Raw genomic sequence first — 17,422 nt, forward strand, 5'->3', positions numbered from 1 at the left:
ACACCTCTACCATCAGCTACTTTACCAGCATTTGTTCTGCCATAACCTAAAGCAAGACCAACCGTTCCCGGTGCCTGGCCTGGTTGTATAACAACTGGAAGTTTTACAGTTTTCCCTCCTGCAGTAAGATTTACCATGTTAGCCTTACCTTCAAAAGCTTTTACTCCATTGGCCGTTGCCCATGACTGAGAAACCGTTAGATAGTTATCCCATGTAGCCTTAGTAATTGGATCCGGCATTTCCTGCAACCAAGGATTATTAGCCTGTGTTCCATCACCAATTCCAACTTTTGTATAAACAGCCAATTCGAGATCAGCTGAATTCATAGATGTGGCTGAACGAGCTGCAGAATTAACATCGCCAGCAAATTCAAATGTTTGCTCTTCAGTAGATTCTACTTCAACTACGCCATTGTATAGTGCTTTATCCCAATACATGTCGAAACTGCCACTTACCGGCATTGTGCTTCTCCAAGTATCTCTTAAATAAGTGTAGTAATCTTTATTTGCACCAGCCCATGTTAAAAATGAATCTTGCGCTTGTCGTGTCTTAAATATTGGAGTAATTGTAGGCTGAGCTAAGCTATATGAACCTTTTTTAGGCTCAGCGTCATTCCATGATTCCAAATAATGATGATCAGGAGCTATATAATCACAAGCCACTGCTGTTTCATCAGGTCTATCAGAAGTAGATACTTTCAATGAAACTTTAGCAAGGGCTGCCTTAAGCTCACCACCTCTTGAGTGGTTATAAACCGGATTGCAATTGTAGAAAACTACAGCTGCAACCTGCCCGCCTTTTGCATCAGTAATGAATTTATCCATAGCTGACGCATTACCCTGACGGAAATTAGCGTGTTTATCAAGATTTATAGTCGTACCATAGTTGGAAAGCATACTGTTAATCCCGTTAACCAATGTCTGAACTCCCTCATTATTTGAGCCAGATACAACAATAGACTTACCTCTTGCTTTCAATAAATCAGCAGCAGCTTTATCAATGTTTGGATATTTACCAGCACCAGAAACTGAGGAACCTCCAGTTTTTGCAGCAACAGCGTTATAAAGTGCAGCAACTGCCTTTCCTTCATCTGAAGGCTTAATCATTGTACGGTAATCAGCGTTAGATCCCGTTAATGATAAATTAGACTCAAACTGATAGTGGCGAGACATTGTCTTTTTACCATCATTCAATTTTCTTGTCTTACTATATTGTTTCGTGAATTCAATAGGAGAAATCCATGTTCCTAAGAAATCAGCAGTGAAACTTACTATTACATCGGCCTTACTGAAGTCATAAGAAGGGATTGCTCTTTTACCAAATGATGATTCATTGGCAATCAACATACCTTCCGAGGATATCGGATCGTAAGCAACATGCTCAGTAGTAGGATATTTTGCCTGGAAATCAGCAATTACTTTTTTAGTAGTCGGACTCAAAACAGTATTCGATACTATTCGGATTGCCCCACCTTGCGCAGCAATTGAACCTAACTTGGTCATTACTTCTTTATCAAGAGTTTCCCAGTCTATATTCTTATCGCCAGCTTTCGGACCTCTCAATCTTTCATTATCGTAAAGAGAGAGAACCGATGCATCAACTTGTGCGCTTGTTCCACCTTGTGTTATTTTAGAAAGCTTGTTACCCTCGATTTTAATAGGTCTACCCTCTCTTGTTTTGACTACGATGCTACAGTAGTCTCCACCAGAAGCATATGTGGAAGCATAATAATTAGGAATGCCAGGATCTACGTCCATCGGTTTGTTTACATAAGGTATCGCCTTTCTTACTGGGGCTTCACAAGCCGCCAAGGATACTGCTGCAACACCAAACCCCATCAATTTAAGGAAATCCCTTCTTGTGCTACCTTCTCCTTCACCGTTACCAGTAGGTAAAAATTCAGGGAATTCGCTCTCAGCTTTTTTTACAAACTCAGGATCGTTAGATAACTGTTCAATTCCTTTCCAGTATGTCTTTTTATTATCCTTCATCATATTTTATATATCGATGTATATTTAATTTTAATTAATTAGTAATGGCACTTAGAGCACTCTAATCCTCCGATATCTTCTACCTTCAATGCCTCTTTACTTTCTTGCTCGTGAAGTTCAACTAACTTGTCATAGTATTCATTACCTTTTGTATTAACATCGGTTTTTCTATGACAGTCAATACACCAACCCATTGTTAATAAAGAAGCCTGCTGTACCACTTCCATTTCTTTTATTTCACCATGACATGTTTCACATTCGATTCCTCCAACCTGAACGTGCTGTGCGTGATTGAAATACGCTAAATCCGGTAAGTTATGAATTCTAACCCATTCGATAGGCTTATCATTTTCTATGGCTGCGTATATCTTTTGAATTTCCGGTGACTCGGTTTTGATCGCACTATGACAATTCATACAGATATTTGGAGAAGGAATGTTAGCACTTTTACTTATTCTTACACCTGTGTGGCAGTAATTACAGTCAATTTCATATTGACCTGCGTGAAGTTTGTGAGAGAAAGCAATTGGTTGCTTAGGGGCATAGCCTTTTTGAACACCTACTGCATACAAATTATTAATTACCACTTTAAATGAAATTGCGGCAAATAAGAAAATAACAATAAAGATGAACGGCTTACTTTTTATTAATCCATCAAAGCTAAAAGTAGGATTAACGATGGCCTTGTCATCCTCATCAAGATCATCTTTTTGGTTTAAATATTTTTGAAGAATAGTGGTGATGAGTATTAGAACAACTAAAATCAGAACTAATACGATGATTAATCCTACCATGATTGCATTGATATAAGATGTAGGAACGCCAGAACCTTCACCTCCACCCGTTGCGGTAGCACCATCTGTAGAAACAGCTGCCACAGCCGGGCCTTTCTCTGTTTCGTCTTTGATATACGCTAATATTGACATTATCTGATCCCTTGAAAAAGAAGGGAAAGCAGTCATTTGAGTTTTGTTGTATTCTTCATAAAGCGCATTAGCATATTCATCACCGCTTGCGATAACTTTTGATGAGTTTTGAACGAAATTCACAATCCAGTCGATTGAAGGAGCTCTATCGTACACATCTTTCAATGCCGGGCCAACCAGTTTTTCGTGTACTTTATGACACGTCTTACAATTTCCATTGAACAATGATTGCCCCTCACTGATTCTTTCAGGTTCAGTTGGTATTTCATCTTGCCCATATGAGCTAGATCCAATAAATAATAGGGGTAGTGAAAGAGTAAGAAGAATTAAAACGCGTGTAAACAATTTATTGTGCGTCATGCTATTGAATAGTTTTAAATCAAGTAATGCAACCTTACATTACCTTTAACTCGGCACAAATCTAATAATGGAATATTATATTTCAAACATATTATGAACCCCATTTTTTCACAGGTGAAACAAAACGCCATACTAGTTCGTAGTGATTTTTTAAAATAGCTTTTTTTACGCCAAAAATGCTATTCTTATCTCTAATTTAGAATATTTATAAATAGTAGATGGGCTCTTTTTTTACTTTTTTCCAATTAAAAAAGCCGGCTATTCAAATGTAATGACCTCAGGTCTGTTAACCCGAAAGCCATTTAGCTCTAAATTTCGCGCACCGGAGAAATCAAGGTCATAAGCAGCTACACCTGTTGGACTATTAGGATACCACCCGAAACGGAGTTGAAATGTGTTAAAGGCTAGGTTTTCATTTCTAAACCTTAAACCGAGCCCATAACCTTGATACATAGTATTATCAAATAATCTTTCCGTTTTGTTGTTAATAAATGCAAAATCAATAAATCCAAATATGGCCATTCTAAAACCGGCAAAATAAATGGGCGTAAACGCCACTGTTTCTGCCTGAAAGGTTAATTTTTCTGTTCCTCTAAGTGAAATATCTGCTAGTCCTCGAACTCCTCTTTCATCATTAATATCAATAAATTCTGTATTGAACCGATTAATGCCTTTAGTATATTTAAAGCTAATAAACTGCCTTAAGTTGGTTCTGCGTATGCGGTATAGAAAACTGAAGTAGTCTATTTGTACTTTAAGAACACCCTGCTCAAAATCTTTGTTTTCAAAGAAGCTGCCGAATGTGATACTTGGTCTTATAAAGCCTACTCGATCAAAGTACTCTCCATAGGCTAATTGAGACCCAAAATATGTTCTGTTTGTAAATGTATTGTTTTCCCTGCCTACTGTTAGCTCCGCAAGATAGCCGAGGGGTATATCCTCTGTTCGTCCAAAGCCTAAAATCAGACTACTTCTATCGAATCTTCTTTTTGCAATACCAATAGATAATAACCTGGTATGGCTATCTAAAAAAACCTGATTAGTATCTTGAGTGGCAATAGGTCGTTCAATAAAATCATTCACAACGTACGCACCAGCCAACTGAAAGTTAGTTCTGCTTCCATCATCATCTTCATCAATTAAAAAAGAGCGACCATACCAGTAATCCTGAAAACTAAGTCGCGTATTAAATGTGATGGTAGTGTCAGCAAATACTCTGGCAATAAGCCTGCGTTCTTGCGCTATTTCAATTCCACCGGCATGTTTTGTTTCAGGTGTTATAAAGTTTCTAAAAAGCTCAATGCCTCTTCTATCAAAATTGAAAGACCTGGCCAAAGTTAATTCACCTACAATAAAGGTTCCTTTTATATTATTTGCTCTATAGGTTCCAAGGTATCCTAAATTAGGCTTTCCTAACGTTGAATAAGGAAATTCATTTTCGAATTCGTAGCCAAACCCCATAAAATTCTTATCTGTCAGGCTGAATTCAAAATTTTCAGGATCACTGTAAGAAGCTGAACCTGAAATGTTCCAAACGTCTTTGGTGATGACAAGAATATCTACCTCAAACGTGCCTTTGATTGGTAAAATATACACCCTGGCATCTCTTAAAAATGGCAGCCTTCGCAAAATACGTTCAGCATCCCTAAGAATTTCTTCATCTACTTCATCTCCTTCCTTTATTAACAGGTTGTTTTTTACAACCCATTCTCTCGTTGTAGCATGTGTTCTATTGCCAAGCTTGGAGAAGGTATCTGTTGCCAGTTGTGTTGTATCAGTTACTTTAGTACCAAATGGATCTAACCTTTTGATAATTATTTTATTAATGATCCTGCCATTATATAATTCAAAATCATCGGTGGGGCCATCAACGTTTTTTATTGCTGACTTGGGTTTAGATGTATCATTAAAGAGCAGATCGTACAGTTCTTTGGTTATTTTTCTCTTTGATAATTTCTCTTTCAGCTTCTGATAGAATTCTGTGGTTCTACCCTCCCTGTCTTTTTTAAGCCTGGCAACAACTGAATCAGGCAGATATAATATGGTATCCCTTTTTACATAGATAGATGTGTCAGACAGAACCAGAAATGACTTCCCTTTCACGTGAATACTATCAGTACCCAAACTCTTATTCTTACGTTGCGCATAAACAACAACGCTCATAAGCGATATGAACAGTATGACTAATGATCTACGCAATCCTGACTTTTAATGACTGGTTACACATAATATACTTCTATGACATTTTTTAATTGAGATGAGCATGATAAGAATATTGCCAAAATTGAAGTTTCAATATCCAACGATTTTAATCACTAATTCTTATAAACAACTCTCTTCCATCTCTTGGCTTTATAGAGTTATAGCAAGGTTCGATTGAGACATTTTTGAAATACTTTCGAAATAGTGTTAGATACTCGTGCCTCGTGCCACCAAACGGTGGGTGATCAACATTTAGGGTGTCATTAAATAATATTCCTACAAGCTTTCCCTTCAAAGATAGTAGCTTCTTTACTTTCATTGCATATTTGATTCTTTCTGATGGATGCAATGCGCAAAAAAAGGTCTGCTCAATTATTAAATCAAACTTACTGGCCAATTCAAAGAAATCGCCATGATGAATATTTTTAACAGGGAAACTTGGGTTATTATATTTGAATTTTTCTAAAGGAACTATACTTATATCTATAAGATGAATATTATTAAAGCCTTTTGAGTGTAAGTAGGCTGCTTCATAAGCATTACCGCAGCCGGGAATAAGTATCTTTACATTTTTATCTGTTAATTGATCAAAATATTCTTTCAATGGTGTAGAAATGTACCCTATATCCCATTGTGTTTTTTGGTTTAGGTAACGGTCAGACCAATAAGCCTCTTCAAAGTGTGTGCGTGCCATTTAACATTAAATAAATACAATTGATTGTTAAACTATTGAATAGTCTTTAATAAACAATATTTTTGTATCGATTACGAAACTGAAAATGGAAGAACAAAATACAAATCAAAGTCAGCCATCGAATAAATTGCCCGAAAGAAAGAGTAACAAGAACCGAATAATAGTAATTATTCTTTCTCTTATTGTGATAGCTCAGGCTATTAAAATTTATTTGGATCATCAAGAAAATACGAAACAGGAGAACCAATTATTGAACACTGAAGAAGAGCTTGCCACAACTATGCAGAAGCTTACTGACATTAGTGCTGAGCTTGATGAAAAAATTGCCGAAATAGAAGCGTTGGGTGGTAATGTGGAAGAACTTCAGAAAGCTAAAGCCGAAGTGGAAGCCGAACTTAATAGAACCAGAAAACGTGACCGGCAAGCCATTGCAGATTTAAGGGATAAGGTAGAAGGTTTTCAGGAATTATTAAAGCTGAAAGACGAAGAAATAGTAAAACTGAAGGATCTTAATAAAGAGTTACTTACAGAAAATACCTCCCTTAAAACGGAGAAAAATGTATTATCTTCAACCATCAAGGAAATTAATGAGTCTAAAGAGGAATTGGAATCTAAAGTCGCAATTGCATCACAGTTAAAAGCAGAGAACTTTCAGATTCTTGCTGTTAACCAGAGAGGTAAGGAACGCGAAATGCCTGCAAAAAGCCGGCAGGTAGATAAAATTAAAGTGTCTTTTAACATTGCTGAAAATAACGTAGCCCCAATAGAAGGCAAAGACATTTTGATAAGAATTGTGGATCAGAAAGGTCAGGTAATTTTTGATGTATCTAAGGGCTCTGGTACATTTATGTACAATAATAAGGAGGAGTTTTATACTGCAAATCAGGAAATTTTATTTGACAATTCTAAGCAGCGCTTGACTTTTGAGTATACCAAAGGATCAGAATATGAAGAAGGGCTATACACCCTCGAGGTTTATACAGACGATTACAAAATGGGCTCCAGCAAATTTGAAATAAAGTAATTACTTATCTACTTTATATCATTTAAGTTCCAGTCATACTCCAGAAAATCTACATCTGCATCTTCGTTTATATGAGTGTCAGAATACTTATTTAAGAACGATATTAAGCTGCCATTTTGTTTAAAATCTCCTTTAAACCAACTAAATATTTTGGATATTCTAGGGTTATTTGGGGTGATAACATTCATTTGGGTATTGTTTATAAATTTTACTGCCTGTTCCTCCAATTGTTCATTTAATTTTTCCGCTACAAATGCTTCATTTCTTAATGGAGGGCACGATACTGAGGCGCAGTTGATTGCAAAATGGATACGTGGTTCATTAAATTGCTTTCTTAAGATTTTATGCTCAACTTCATCCAAACTAGTCTCCACCCCACCTATTTTAAAGAATTTTTTATGCCAGACCGTATTTAAAAGAGGTAGGTAAATTTTTGGATGTAAATCTTGTATGCTTGCAACGGGGTAATTGTCAATTATTAATTTCAGCGTAAACGCATTATAAACATTAATCCAATAAGCAATTTTTTCATTTTCTGTCCAATTTTCAGAGGGTGCATTGTTGCTCAATAAATTGAGATAGCTCTTGAACTCTGACTGGTTCTCCTTTAGCCCCTGATAATCAAATCTATCGCCTTTTACATAGCGCTGCAATAGCTGATCAAAAATCTGATGAGATGGTGGCACCATACTTACTTGCCGGCTATCCTGGCTATGGCAACCAACAACACTAATCATCAATAATGTAATAATCTGGAGATATTTGAATAAATACATACTATTAATAACGTATCGATCTGCAATTAGATATAACAAAGAGTTAGAATCAAGTTTTAATAAAAGAAAGAATTTGATTAAGTTTGCACCTCAAATTTTTAAACTAATACAATTATGAACAATTACGAGACGGTATTCATTTTAAATCCCGTTTTATCTGAAGAGCAGATGAAGGATACTGTCAAGAAGTTCGTACAGGTGATCAAAGATGCAGGTGCAAAAGTGATCAACGAAGAGCAGTGGGGCTTGAAGAAATTGGCTTACCCAATTCAGCACAAGTCTACTGGTTTTTATAACCTGGTCGAATTCGAGGCAGCCTCAGAAGCAGTGGATAAACTGGAGACAGAGTTCAGAAGAGACGAAGCAGTGATGAGATTCTTAACAGTATCTCTAGACAAACACGCTGTTGCGTACAATGACAAAAGAAGAAACGGAGCATTCCGTAAAGACAAAAAGAAAGTAGCTAAGGAGGAGCCAGTAGCATGACATTAATGAACGAGCCTATTAACAGAGGCGAACAAGGAAAGAAATACTGCCGATTCAAAAAGAATGGCATTAAATACATAGATTACAAGGATCCTGACTTCTTATTGAAGTTTGTTAATGAACAAGGTAAAATTTTACCAAGAAGGTTGACGGGTACTAGCTTGAAATTCCAAAAGAAAGTTTCTCAGGCAGTAAAAAGAGCAAGACACTTGGCATTATTGCCTTACGTTACTGATTCACTTAAATAAGATCTGAATTATGGAAGTAATATTAAAAGACGACATACAAGGTCTTGGCTATAAGAATGATACAGTAACTGTAAAGCCAGGATATGCAAGAAACTACTTGATACCTCAGGGGTTTGCTATCATTGCTAATGATGCAAATAAAAAAGTAGTAGAAGAGAATATCAAACAAGCTGCACACAAAGCTGAAAAGTTGAAAAAAGATGCTGAAGAAATCGCTAATAAAATGGGCGATCTTACTTTGGAAATCGGAACTAAAGCTGGAGAAAGCGGTAAAATCTTTGGTGCCATCACTACCATTCAGGTAGCTGAAGGTTTGAAAAACAAAGGTTTTGATATTGACAGAAAGAAAATATCATTCAACCCTATTAAGCAAATAGGTGACTATAAAGCAATGATAGATTTACACAGAGATGTTCAGCATGAAATTTCTATTAAAGTAGTAGCTGAATAATATTTTTATAAATTCAAAAAAGCCCTGATTTAAGATTAAATCAGGGCTTTTTTTATATCCTTATTTGCCTATTCAAGAGTGATTGACTAGCTTCAACGGCCTAAACAAACCCAACATTTATGAGAATCAAGTATTTATTATATATCGTCTTGTTTTTAATAATTATACAGGCCTGTAACCCAGGTGCTGAAACAGAAGAGAAAACATATAGCGAGGAAGAAATTAAGCAGGAAACAGCCAAGGCCAATGATTTCTTTGAAAAAGCATTTCAAACTGCATTGGATAGATCTCCTATGCAGCAAAGTTATCTGGGTATAAAAACTGACTATGGTAAATGGGATGATTTGTCAGATGCGCATGCTCAGGAAGATTTGGAAATTACCAAAAGTCAACTTCAATATTTGCTTGACTCTATCAACCCTGACGCATTAGACAAGCAAGCCAAAATAAGCTATCAGCTATTTAAGGAAAATGCGGAAAATGAAATAGCTGATTTTAAATGGAGGTTTCATAACTACCCTGTAAATCAAATGTTTGGTATGCACTCACAAGTACCATCATTTTTAATCAATATCCACCAGGTTTCTGATTCCAGTGATGCTGCAGCCTATATATCAAGACTTAATGAAGTGTCTCAATTGTTTGATCAGCTCATAACTGGACTGAAAACAAGAGAAGAAAAAGGAATAGTACCTCCAAAGTTTGTCTTTCCTTATGTGATAGAAGACTCTAAAAATATTCTTAAAGGTGCCCCATTCGAAAAAGGTGAGTCAAGTACCATTCTTGCTGATTTTACAAAAAAGGTAAATGCACTTGAACTTGATGAAAGCGTAAAAAACAATCTGATTGAAGAAGCAAAAACAGCTTTAAGCAACTCTGTAAAATCGGGCTACGAAAAGTTAATTGCCTTTTTGGATGACCAACAAACAAGAGCGACTACGGAAGATGGCGCATGGAAATTCCCTGATGGCAAAGAGTACTATGACATAGCTCTGCAGAGAACAACCACAACAGATCTTACCGCTGAAGAAATACATCAAATTGGCCTTGATGAGGTAGCCAGAATTCATGGCGAAATGCGAAAAATAATGAAAAAGGTAAATTTCGAAGGAGACCTCCAGGCCTTTTTCACATTTATGAGAGAAGAACCTATGTTCTACTACCCTAATACAGATGAAGGAAAGGAGCAATATTTAGATAGTGCCAAGGCTATTATTGACAATATGGAAAGCAGGTTAGATGAGTTATTCATTACCAAACCGAAAGCAAGAATAAAGGTTAAGCGTGTAGAAAAATTCAGGGAAAATTCTGCTGGTAAAGCATTTTATCAGGCTCCGGCACCCGATGGATCGAGACCCGGAACTTACTATGCCAATCTGGCAAACACCAAAAATATGCCTAAATATGAAATGGAAGCCCTCGCCTACCATGAAGGAATACCCGGTCACCATATGGACCGTAGTATAGCCCAAGAACTTACAGGCATACCTAAATTCAGAAAATTTGGTGGTTATACTGCATACGTTGAAGGTTGGGGACTTTACAGTGAGTTTATTCCTAAAGAAATGGGACTATACGCCAATCCTTATTCAGATTTTGGCAGATTAGCCATGGAAATATGGAGAGCTTGCCGATTAGTTGTTGATACTGGAATCCATCTTAAAAAATGGACCAGAGAAGAGGGTATTGAATACTATATGACCAACACTTCAGGAAGCAAACGTGAATGCGTTAGAATGGTTGAAAGACACATAGTTATGCCTTCGCAGGCAACGGCATATAAAATAGGCATGCTTAAAATATTAGAATTACGTTCTAAAGCCATGGAATCGCTGGGCGATAAATTTGATTTGAAAGAATTTCATGAGGTAGTTCTAACAAGTGGAGCAATACCACTGAATACATTAGAAATGCTCGTAAACGATTGGATAGAATCCAAGCAATAAAAACTAAAGGCCTGTTTCAAAGCAGGCCTTTTTCATTCCTGCTAAAAGGGTGCTAATCACCCAATTTATCTTTAAATGACTTCTCATTCATTGATATTAAATAAGTAAAAACACTTAATTTACATGACTATATCTTCACTAAATAAATAGATAAAGAATGTATTTTGTGTATCTAACACATATAAGTTACAAAATGAAAAAACCATTAGCGCTGATGATATTTACAACTTTTTGTATTACGATGAGTTGTAAAGATTCAAAACAAATTCAGGAAAATGCCGAGCAATCAAAAATTGAGGCTGAGACATCCGATTTTGATTGGAATACAGCCTCCATTTATTTCTTGCTTACGGATAGGTTTAACAATGGCGATAGCACCAATGACGTGAATTTTGGGAGAACGGAGAAGACTGCCCTTCTGAGAAACTTCATGGGTGGAGATATTAAAGGAATCACGGAAAAAATTAATGCCGGCTATTTTAACGATCTTGGTGTTGATGCCATTTGGTTCACCCCTATTTTCGAGCAGATACATGGTTATGTGAATGAAGGGTCAGGTGTTACTTATGGGTTCCACGGTTACTGGCCAAAGGATTGGTCGGCAGTAGATCCAAATTTTGGAACAATGGACGATTTGAAATCGTTGGTTTCTGCCGCGCACAATAAAGGCATTCGTGTGGTTATGGATGTTATCATCAACCACACAGGCCCAGTAACTGATAAGGATTCAGTCTGGCCTGCTAATTGGGTAAGAACTTCACCTCAATGCACTTATCAAGATTATGAGACTACTGTAAGCTGTACGTTGGTTAGAAATCTGCCTGATGTACTTACTAATTCTGAAGAAGAAGTGGATCTTCCTCCTCAATTAGTCGAAAAATGGAAAAAAGAGGGGCGCTATGACATTGAAGTGAAAGAACTTGACGATTTCTTTGCTCAAACCGGTTATCCGAGATACCCGCAATATTATATAATGAAATGGCTAGTGGATTTAATCAAAGATTTGGGTATTGATGGTTTTAGAGTAGATACTGTTAAGCATGTGGAAGAAGATGTATTTAATGAACTAGCTGAACTTGCTAAAGATGCTTACGAGGACTGGAAAAACAGAAATAAGAATTCTGCTCTAGGAGATGAGGAATTTTTTATGCTGGGCGAGGTTTATAATTATGGTATTTCAGGTAAGCAGAAATTCAATTTTGGTGATAGTGTGGTGAATTATTTTGAAAATGGTTTTTCCAGCCTCATCAACTTTGAGTTTGTGCAAGATTGCAAAAACAATGGCTATGAATTCATATTCAATAAATACGATAGCCTGCTAAGCTCCCCAGAAATGGAAGGTGTCGGTGTTTATAATTACATTGCTTCTCATGATGACGGTGGCCCCTTTGACCCTACCCGATCCAAACCATTTGAATCGGCCAATAAATTACTTCTAACCCCAGGGGGTGCCCAGATCTATTATGGCGATGAAACCGCAAGATCGCTGGTGATTGAAGGAGCTAATGGAGATGCTACCTTACGATCTTTTATGAACTGGGAAGACTTAAAGAATAAAAAAACTGCTGAAGTTTATGCGCACTGGCAAAAGCTGGGCAGGTTTAGGCAAATGCATCCAGCAATTAGTCGAGGTACGCATTCAATGATTAACAAACTGCCTTATATTTTTTCAAGGAAATTAAGTTCTGATAAAGTAGTAATAGCGCTTGATGTGCAGGCAGGCAAAAAAACGATAGCTGTTGGCGATGTTTTTGAAAACGGACAAGAAATTACCGATTACTATTCCAATAAAAAAGCAACGGTAACAGACGGTGCTGTTACCATTGCCTCAGATTATACTACTGTTTTATTACAGCTTTAATTAGATATTGTGAAGGTTTATGGCCATCACAGGTATGCTGGCCCTTTTGCTTAATTCTTCGGTTGTGCTTTCAGTAAACATTCTTAAGAATCCTCCTGAGGCATGCGTAAGTAATGCTAACATTGAAGCGCGAGCAGCAAAACAATATGCGATTAATCCTTGTTCTTTATCGTCATTTTGTGTCACTTTCAATGTATAGTTCTCAAACTTATACTTATCAATAAACTTTTTAACTTTAGACTCAGCCGCTACCTTGTCACTATCAAGGTCAGCTACATGTACCAAGTGTAAATGACCAGATACACTTTTAGAGAAAGTATTTAAGAAATTCGCTGCCTGAAGAAAATTATCCTCATCGTCATGTTCCAAATCTATGCCTACTACAATCTTCTTAAAGTCGTTATCCTTATAGTCTCCTTTCACAGAAATCACGGGGCAAGAAGCGCCTACGATCATTTGTTCTGTATGGTTCCCACTAAAAAACTCATTCGCACTTTCTTCTCCAGATGTAGCAATAACGGCTAAATCAATGGCTTGTTCCCGAATATACTTCTTAAAACCATCTTCAAATTCTTCGCCATAAACCTGGTAATGTACTTTCACAGAAATCCCATGTCTCGAAGCTATTTCAGCCAATCGCTGATGGTTTTTTCTGGCCAACTTTAATGTGAAAAGATCGCCCTCAGACCCGCCCGTATTTACTTCTCCAGTGGAAGAAAATGATGATCCAAATGGGTGATCTAGGAAGTTTACTAAATACACTTCGGCATCAGCTCGTCTTCCAATATCTACAGCTAATTTAAGTGCACTTTCAGACAACTCAGAAAAATCAGTAGGGACTAATATTTTTTGCATACTATTTCGTTTTATTGATGTTTAAAAGTTACCAAAATTGAAAAGTAAAACATAACAATATCACTAAATAATGTTTAGAGTATTTACATTTGCAGCGAATTTTTAGCAATGAAGAAACGAGTATTAGCTGCTTGTAAACAAGCAGTAGCAATAAAGCTTGCAGATTTAAAGAATCAGTTAAAAGACCTGCAGGAGTCAGCCAATGATGATTCAAAAAGTGCCATGGGCGATAAATATGAAACCGGCAGGGCCATGGTACATCTTGAGCAGGAAAATTTGATGACTAGGTACAGTGAGCTTAGCAATCAGCTTGAAACGTTGCATGCATTATCAACAGAAGATACTACAACGATACAGAACGGATCGCTGATTAATACAGACCATGGTAAATTTTATATGAGTGTTGGGCTAGGAAAAATAGATTTAGAAAGTGATTCTGTATTTGCTATTGCATCTAATTCACCCATAGGTAAAGAATTGTTTGGAAAGTCAGCCGGCACGAGTGTTATGGTAAACGGAAGAACTTACACCATCTTGTGGGTCAAGTAGCATATAGGATTAATGAATGAATGGATAGATTCTTTTTATTAATGGCCAAACATTAATGTATATAAAAGGCCTATCTTCACGGCCTATTAATGACAAAAGAAAGAATCCTTTTATTAGTCTTAGCATCAGCTTTATTCTCTCACATCATGGACTTTATGATCATGATGCCACTGGGCCCACAATTAATGCGGCTTTTCGATATCACTCCACAGCAGTTTAGTTTTCTGGTTTCTTCCTATACATTTGCTGCCGGAGGTTCAGGATTTCTAGCCGCTTTTATCATTGACCGGTTTGATAGAAAAGTATTCTTAATTTTTGTTTACACTGGATTTGCGATTGGTACACTGGCGTGTGCATTTGCTCCTACTTATGAAGTACTGTTGATTACCAGGTCAATAGCTGGTGCTTTTGGTGGAGTATTAGGTGCATTAATTCTTTCCATTGTAAGTGATGCAATCCCTTTAGAAAGAAGAGCAGCTGGCATCGGCTTTGTGATGGCTTCATTCTCAGTAGCTTCTGTATTTGGTGTTCCTTTTGGCCTATATTTGGCAACGCTTTTTAGTTGGCACGCGCCATTTCTATTTTTGGGTTCATTTAGCGTATTAGTTACTGGATTTATACTTTATTACGTCCCAAGAATGTCGGAACATTTGGAAGGTGAGCACTCAAAACAAAACCCTCTGGAAATCATTAGAAAAGTATTAGGGAAAAGAAACCCACTGATGGGTTTACTCTTCACCTCCATACTTATGCTGGGGCATTTTACAGTAATCCCATTTATTGCACCTTATATGGTAGGAAATGTAGGTTTTACAGAACAAGAACTTACATACATTTACCTGGTGGGTGGTGGACTAACCATATTCTCCTCTCCTATGGTTGGGCGATTTGCAGATAAAAATGGAAGATTAAAAACATTCACCATTTTTGGGATTCTTGTACTTATACCTGTCCTAATTATCACACATCTCAACCCAGTACCCCTGTGGCAGGCACTAATTGTGACAGGCATATTTTTTATAATGGCCAATGGGCGGATGGTGCCTTCTACTACAATGGTAACATCCGTAATAAAACCTGAAAATAGAGGGAGTTTTATGAGTTTACGTTCTAGCGTGCAGCAAATTTCTTCTGGGGTAGCAGCACTTTTAGCAGGAGCCTTAATAACTGAAACACCTTCAACGGTTACAGAAGGTGCCAAGGCGCTTATTGGCTATGAGAACGTAGGTTATGTAGCTGTATTCTTTAGCATTATAGCCCTTTTTGTTGCAAGGCAATTAAAAGCTGAAAAAGGGGCTTAACCTTCTTTTGTTACATACTTTTTTTCAATTGTTCTGAATACCCAGTAGAGCGCACCGAAAATAAGAGTATACACAAACCAACTACTTGCACCTGAATTTATGCTCGGTTTAGCTAAAACCATAAACAGAATAAGTGCTACCAACCCCATAAATCCAACTACGGAATAAAGAATCAACATTTCTCGTCTCGATTGTTTCTTGGCCTTCTCTAATTCATCTGACAGGTTTTTAATGAAATATGACGAGACTTTGTAGTCCTTTGCTTCACTGCTAAGATCCTTGTAAAGATGTTCATACAATTCTTTATCTTTTTCCTTATCGATAAGGCCTGCATCAATTAATTCCTGAAGTTCTTGCTCAGTCATAATTCCTCCTTTTTTAAAAACTGCTCCAATTTTTCTTTTAATAATTTTCTAGCCCTGAATAAATGGCTTTTAATAGTACCTTCAGGTAACCCTGTAACCTCTACTATTTCAGGATATGTCATTTCCTGTAAATGATAAAGCGTAATTACAGTTCTGAAATGTACTGGAAGCACATCAATAATCTTATTTAAATACTCCTTTGAATCTAATCTAATTGTCTCCTCTTCCACTGATGCCACAGACTCATCATCAATTTTGGATTCGTTCAGATCAACATATCTCTTTTTCTTCTTTACAAAGTCAATGCTCATTCTAAAAGCAATTGTTGCAATCCAGGTTGATAATTTTGATTGAAAGTTAAATTCATCTAATCGGTTGTAAACTCTCAAAAAAACATCCTGACATACTTCTTCATGATCTTCCTGGCTCTGAATAACCCTGCCCACCATGTGTGCAACTAACGTTTTATGACTATCCACCAAATACTCAAATGCTTTGGTATTACCATTAAGTACTTGCCGAACTAAATCCTGATCATTCATTCAGAGGTGAGACTGTAATATAATCTCCAATGTTGCACTTGGTTCCGAAAATAAGTTAACAAAAGATTTTAAAAAATTTTACTCTTAGCTGCAACATTCGGATGAGGCATACATGTCTTACGATCAGATTTAACGAAAAACGCAAGGATATGAATATTTATGAAGTTTTAATGCCAATAGCCGTCTTAGGAAGCATGAGTGTTGGTGCAGTATTTTTTACTAAAACATTAACTGACTACTTTCTTAGAAAGAAGATGGTTGAGAAGGGATATGTAAATCCAGAAAATGATGTGCTACTTAAAAAACACAGTAATGCCAATAAACTCAGTTCATTAAAGTGGGGACTGTTAATCTTGTCTGCCGGCATTGGTTTAGTAATTATTGATGGCGTGAGCTTTAAAGATGAATCTACACTGCCATTTGGAATTTTTGCAATTTCTGTGTCGCTGGGCTTTTTAGTTTATTTCGTACTAGCCAGAAGAATGTCTGACGAAATAAATAAGTAGGACATGATCAGAAATTATTTCAAAACTGCATTAAGAAGCTTTGTCAAAAACAAAGCTTTTTCAGCCATCAATGTTTTTGGCTTATCGCTAAGCATGGCTGTGTGCCTCATCATTATTATGCTGGTGGGCGATCAGATGAGTATGGATAGATATAATAAAAACGCCAATAATATTTATCGTATTAATATGCAGCGTTTGCATGAGCCAGGCCCTTTTAACGTGCTGGCAACCACACCCATACCACTTGGCAACGAGCTGATTGAAAACTACTCGGGCATTAAGAATTACTGCAAAATAAGAAGAGGATTTGGTAATGATTGGGTAGGAATAGAAAATGAC

Annotated in this window: 18 protein-coding genes; 10 read left to right on the forward strand and 8 right to left on the reverse strand. The window is 36.8% G+C overall.

Annotation, left to right across the window (positions count from 1 at the left end):
- The 4 genes from RLO81_RS05715 to RLO81_RS05730 all read right to left on the reverse strand — a co-directional run.
- Positions 1 to 1,994 (reverse strand): TAT-variant-translocated molybdopterin oxidoreductase (locus RLO81_RS05715; RefSeq protein ID WP_350108504.1); only part of this gene is annotated, 1,994 nt, incomplete at its 3' end.
- Between the two features lie 35 nt (positions 1,995 to 2,029).
- A complete protein-coding gene (locus RLO81_RS05720; protein WP_350108507.1) occupies positions 2,030 to 3,277 on the reverse strand; it encodes a cytochrome c3 family protein in 1,248 nt (415 codons plus the stop codon).
- Positions 3,278 to 3,535: 258 nt separating this feature from the next.
- The gene (locus RLO81_RS05725; RefSeq protein WP_350108510.1) at positions 3,536 to 5,476 is read right to left on the reverse strand and encodes a hypothetical protein; all 1,941 of its coding nucleotides are present in this window, start codon (positions 5,474 to 5,476) and stop codon (positions 3,536 to 3,538) included.
- A gap of 109 nt (positions 5,477 to 5,585) precedes the next feature.
- On the reverse strand, positions 5,586 to 6,173 hold the full coding sequence (locus RLO81_RS05730) for a methyltransferase domain-containing protein (protein WP_350108513.1): 588 nt from the start codon (positions 6,171 to 6,173) through the stop codon (positions 5,586 to 5,588).
- 85 nt (positions 6,174 to 6,258) lie between these two features.
- On the opposite strand from RLO81_RS05730, the gene RLO81_RS05735 reads away from it, so the two are divergent.
- Entirely contained in the window at positions 6,259 to 7,197 is a 939-nt protein-coding gene (locus RLO81_RS05735; protein ID WP_350108515.1) for a DUF8428 domain-containing protein, read from the forward strand.
- Positions 7,198 to 7,205: 8 nt separating this feature from the next.
- Here RLO81_RS05735 and RLO81_RS05740 read toward each other — a convergent pair whose 3' ends face one another.
- Entirely contained in the window at positions 7,206 to 7,973 is a 768-nt protein-coding gene (locus RLO81_RS05740) for a DUF547 domain-containing protein (protein ID WP_350108518.1), read from the reverse strand.
- Between the two features lie 114 nt (positions 7,974 to 8,087).
- Between RLO81_RS05740 and rpsF the strand changes: the two genes are divergently transcribed.
- The 5 genes from rpsF to RLO81_RS05765 all read left to right on the forward strand — a co-directional run bounded on the left by rpsF (position 8,088) and on the right by RLO81_RS05765 (position 12,965).
- On the forward strand, positions 8,088 to 8,459 hold the full coding sequence (rpsF, locus tag RLO81_RS05745) for a 30S ribosomal protein S6 (RefSeq protein WP_350108521.1): 372 nt from the start codon (positions 8,088 to 8,090) through the stop codon (positions 8,457 to 8,459).
- Positions 8,456 to 8,707, forward strand: a complete 252-nt coding sequence (rpsR, locus tag RLO81_RS05750) for a 30S ribosomal protein S18 (protein ID WP_205721634.1) — start codon at positions 8,456 to 8,458, stop codon at positions 8,705 to 8,707. Before rpsF ends, rpsR begins: the two co-directional genes overlap by 4 nt.
- Before the next feature lie 10 nt (positions 8,708 to 8,717).
- Positions 8,718 to 9,158 carry a 50S ribosomal protein L9 gene (rplI, locus tag RLO81_RS05755; protein ID WP_350108524.1) on the forward strand — a complete coding sequence of 147 codons (441 nt, stop codon included), beginning with the start codon at positions 8,718 to 8,720 and terminating at the stop codon, positions 9,156 to 9,158.
- Between the two features lie 119 nt (positions 9,159 to 9,277).
- Positions 9,278 to 11,104, forward strand: coding sequence for a DUF885 domain-containing protein (locus tag RLO81_RS05760; protein WP_350108527.1), 1,827 nt, complete (start codon positions 9,278 to 9,280; stop codon positions 11,102 to 11,104).
- A 193-nt stretch (positions 11,105 to 11,297) separates the two neighbouring features.
- Entirely contained in the window at positions 11,298 to 12,965 is a 1,668-nt protein-coding gene (locus RLO81_RS05765; RefSeq protein WP_350108530.1) for an alpha-amylase family glycosyl hydrolase, read from the forward strand.
- On the opposite strand, the gene RLO81_RS05770 is transcribed toward RLO81_RS05765, so the two are convergent.
- Positions 12,966 to 13,820: a universal stress protein gene (locus tag RLO81_RS05770; protein WP_350108533.1), complete on the reverse strand. Its 855-nt coding sequence runs from the start codon at positions 13,818 to 13,820 to the stop codon at positions 12,966 to 12,968.
- 108 nt (positions 13,821 to 13,928) lie between these two features.
- Here RLO81_RS05770 and RLO81_RS05775 point away from each other — a divergent pair, with 108 nt between their 5' ends.
- On the forward strand, positions 13,929 to 14,369 hold the full coding sequence (locus tag RLO81_RS05775) for a 3-oxoacyl-ACP synthase (RefSeq protein ID WP_350108536.1): 441 nt from the start codon (positions 13,929 to 13,931) through the stop codon (positions 14,367 to 14,369).
- An 89-nt stretch (positions 14,370 to 14,458) separates the two neighbouring features.
- Positions 14,459 to 15,670 carry an MFS transporter gene (locus RLO81_RS05780; RefSeq protein ID WP_350108538.1) on the forward strand — a complete coding sequence of 404 codons (1,212 nt, stop codon included), beginning with the start codon at positions 14,459 to 14,461 and terminating at the stop codon, positions 15,668 to 15,670.
- On the opposite strand, the gene RLO81_RS05785 is transcribed toward RLO81_RS05780, so the two are convergent.
- Both RLO81_RS05785 and RLO81_RS05790 read right to left on the reverse strand, forming a co-directional pair.
- Positions 15,667 to 16,035, reverse strand: coding sequence for a hypothetical protein (locus tag RLO81_RS05785; protein ID WP_350108541.1), 369 nt, complete (start codon positions 16,033 to 16,035; stop codon positions 15,667 to 15,669). The two genes, RLO81_RS05780 and RLO81_RS05785, sit on opposite strands and share 4 nt — an antisense overlap.
- Positions 16,032 to 16,577 (reverse strand): RNA polymerase sigma factor, encoded by a 546-nt coding sequence (locus RLO81_RS05790; RefSeq protein WP_350108544.1) that lies wholly within the window; start codon positions 16,575 to 16,577, stop codon positions 16,032 to 16,034. Before RLO81_RS05790 ends, RLO81_RS05785 begins: the two co-directional genes overlap by 4 nt.
- 149 nt (positions 16,578 to 16,726) lie before the next feature.
- Between RLO81_RS05790 and RLO81_RS05795 the strand changes: the two genes are divergently transcribed.
- Positions 16,727 to 17,083 (forward strand): DUF6249 domain-containing protein, encoded by a 357-nt coding sequence (locus tag RLO81_RS05795; protein WP_350108547.1) that lies wholly within the window; start codon positions 16,727 to 16,729, stop codon positions 17,081 to 17,083.
- A gap of 3 nt (positions 17,084 to 17,086) precedes the next feature.
- A partial coding sequence (locus tag RLO81_RS05800) for an ABC transporter permease (protein ID WP_502880434.1) occupies positions 17,087 to 17,422 on the forward strand: 336 nt, incomplete at its 3' end.

This window comes from Fulvivirga sp., assembly GCF_040220315.1.
Lineage (GTDB): Bacteria > Bacteroidota > Bacteroidia > Cytophagales > Cyclobacteriaceae > Fulvivirga.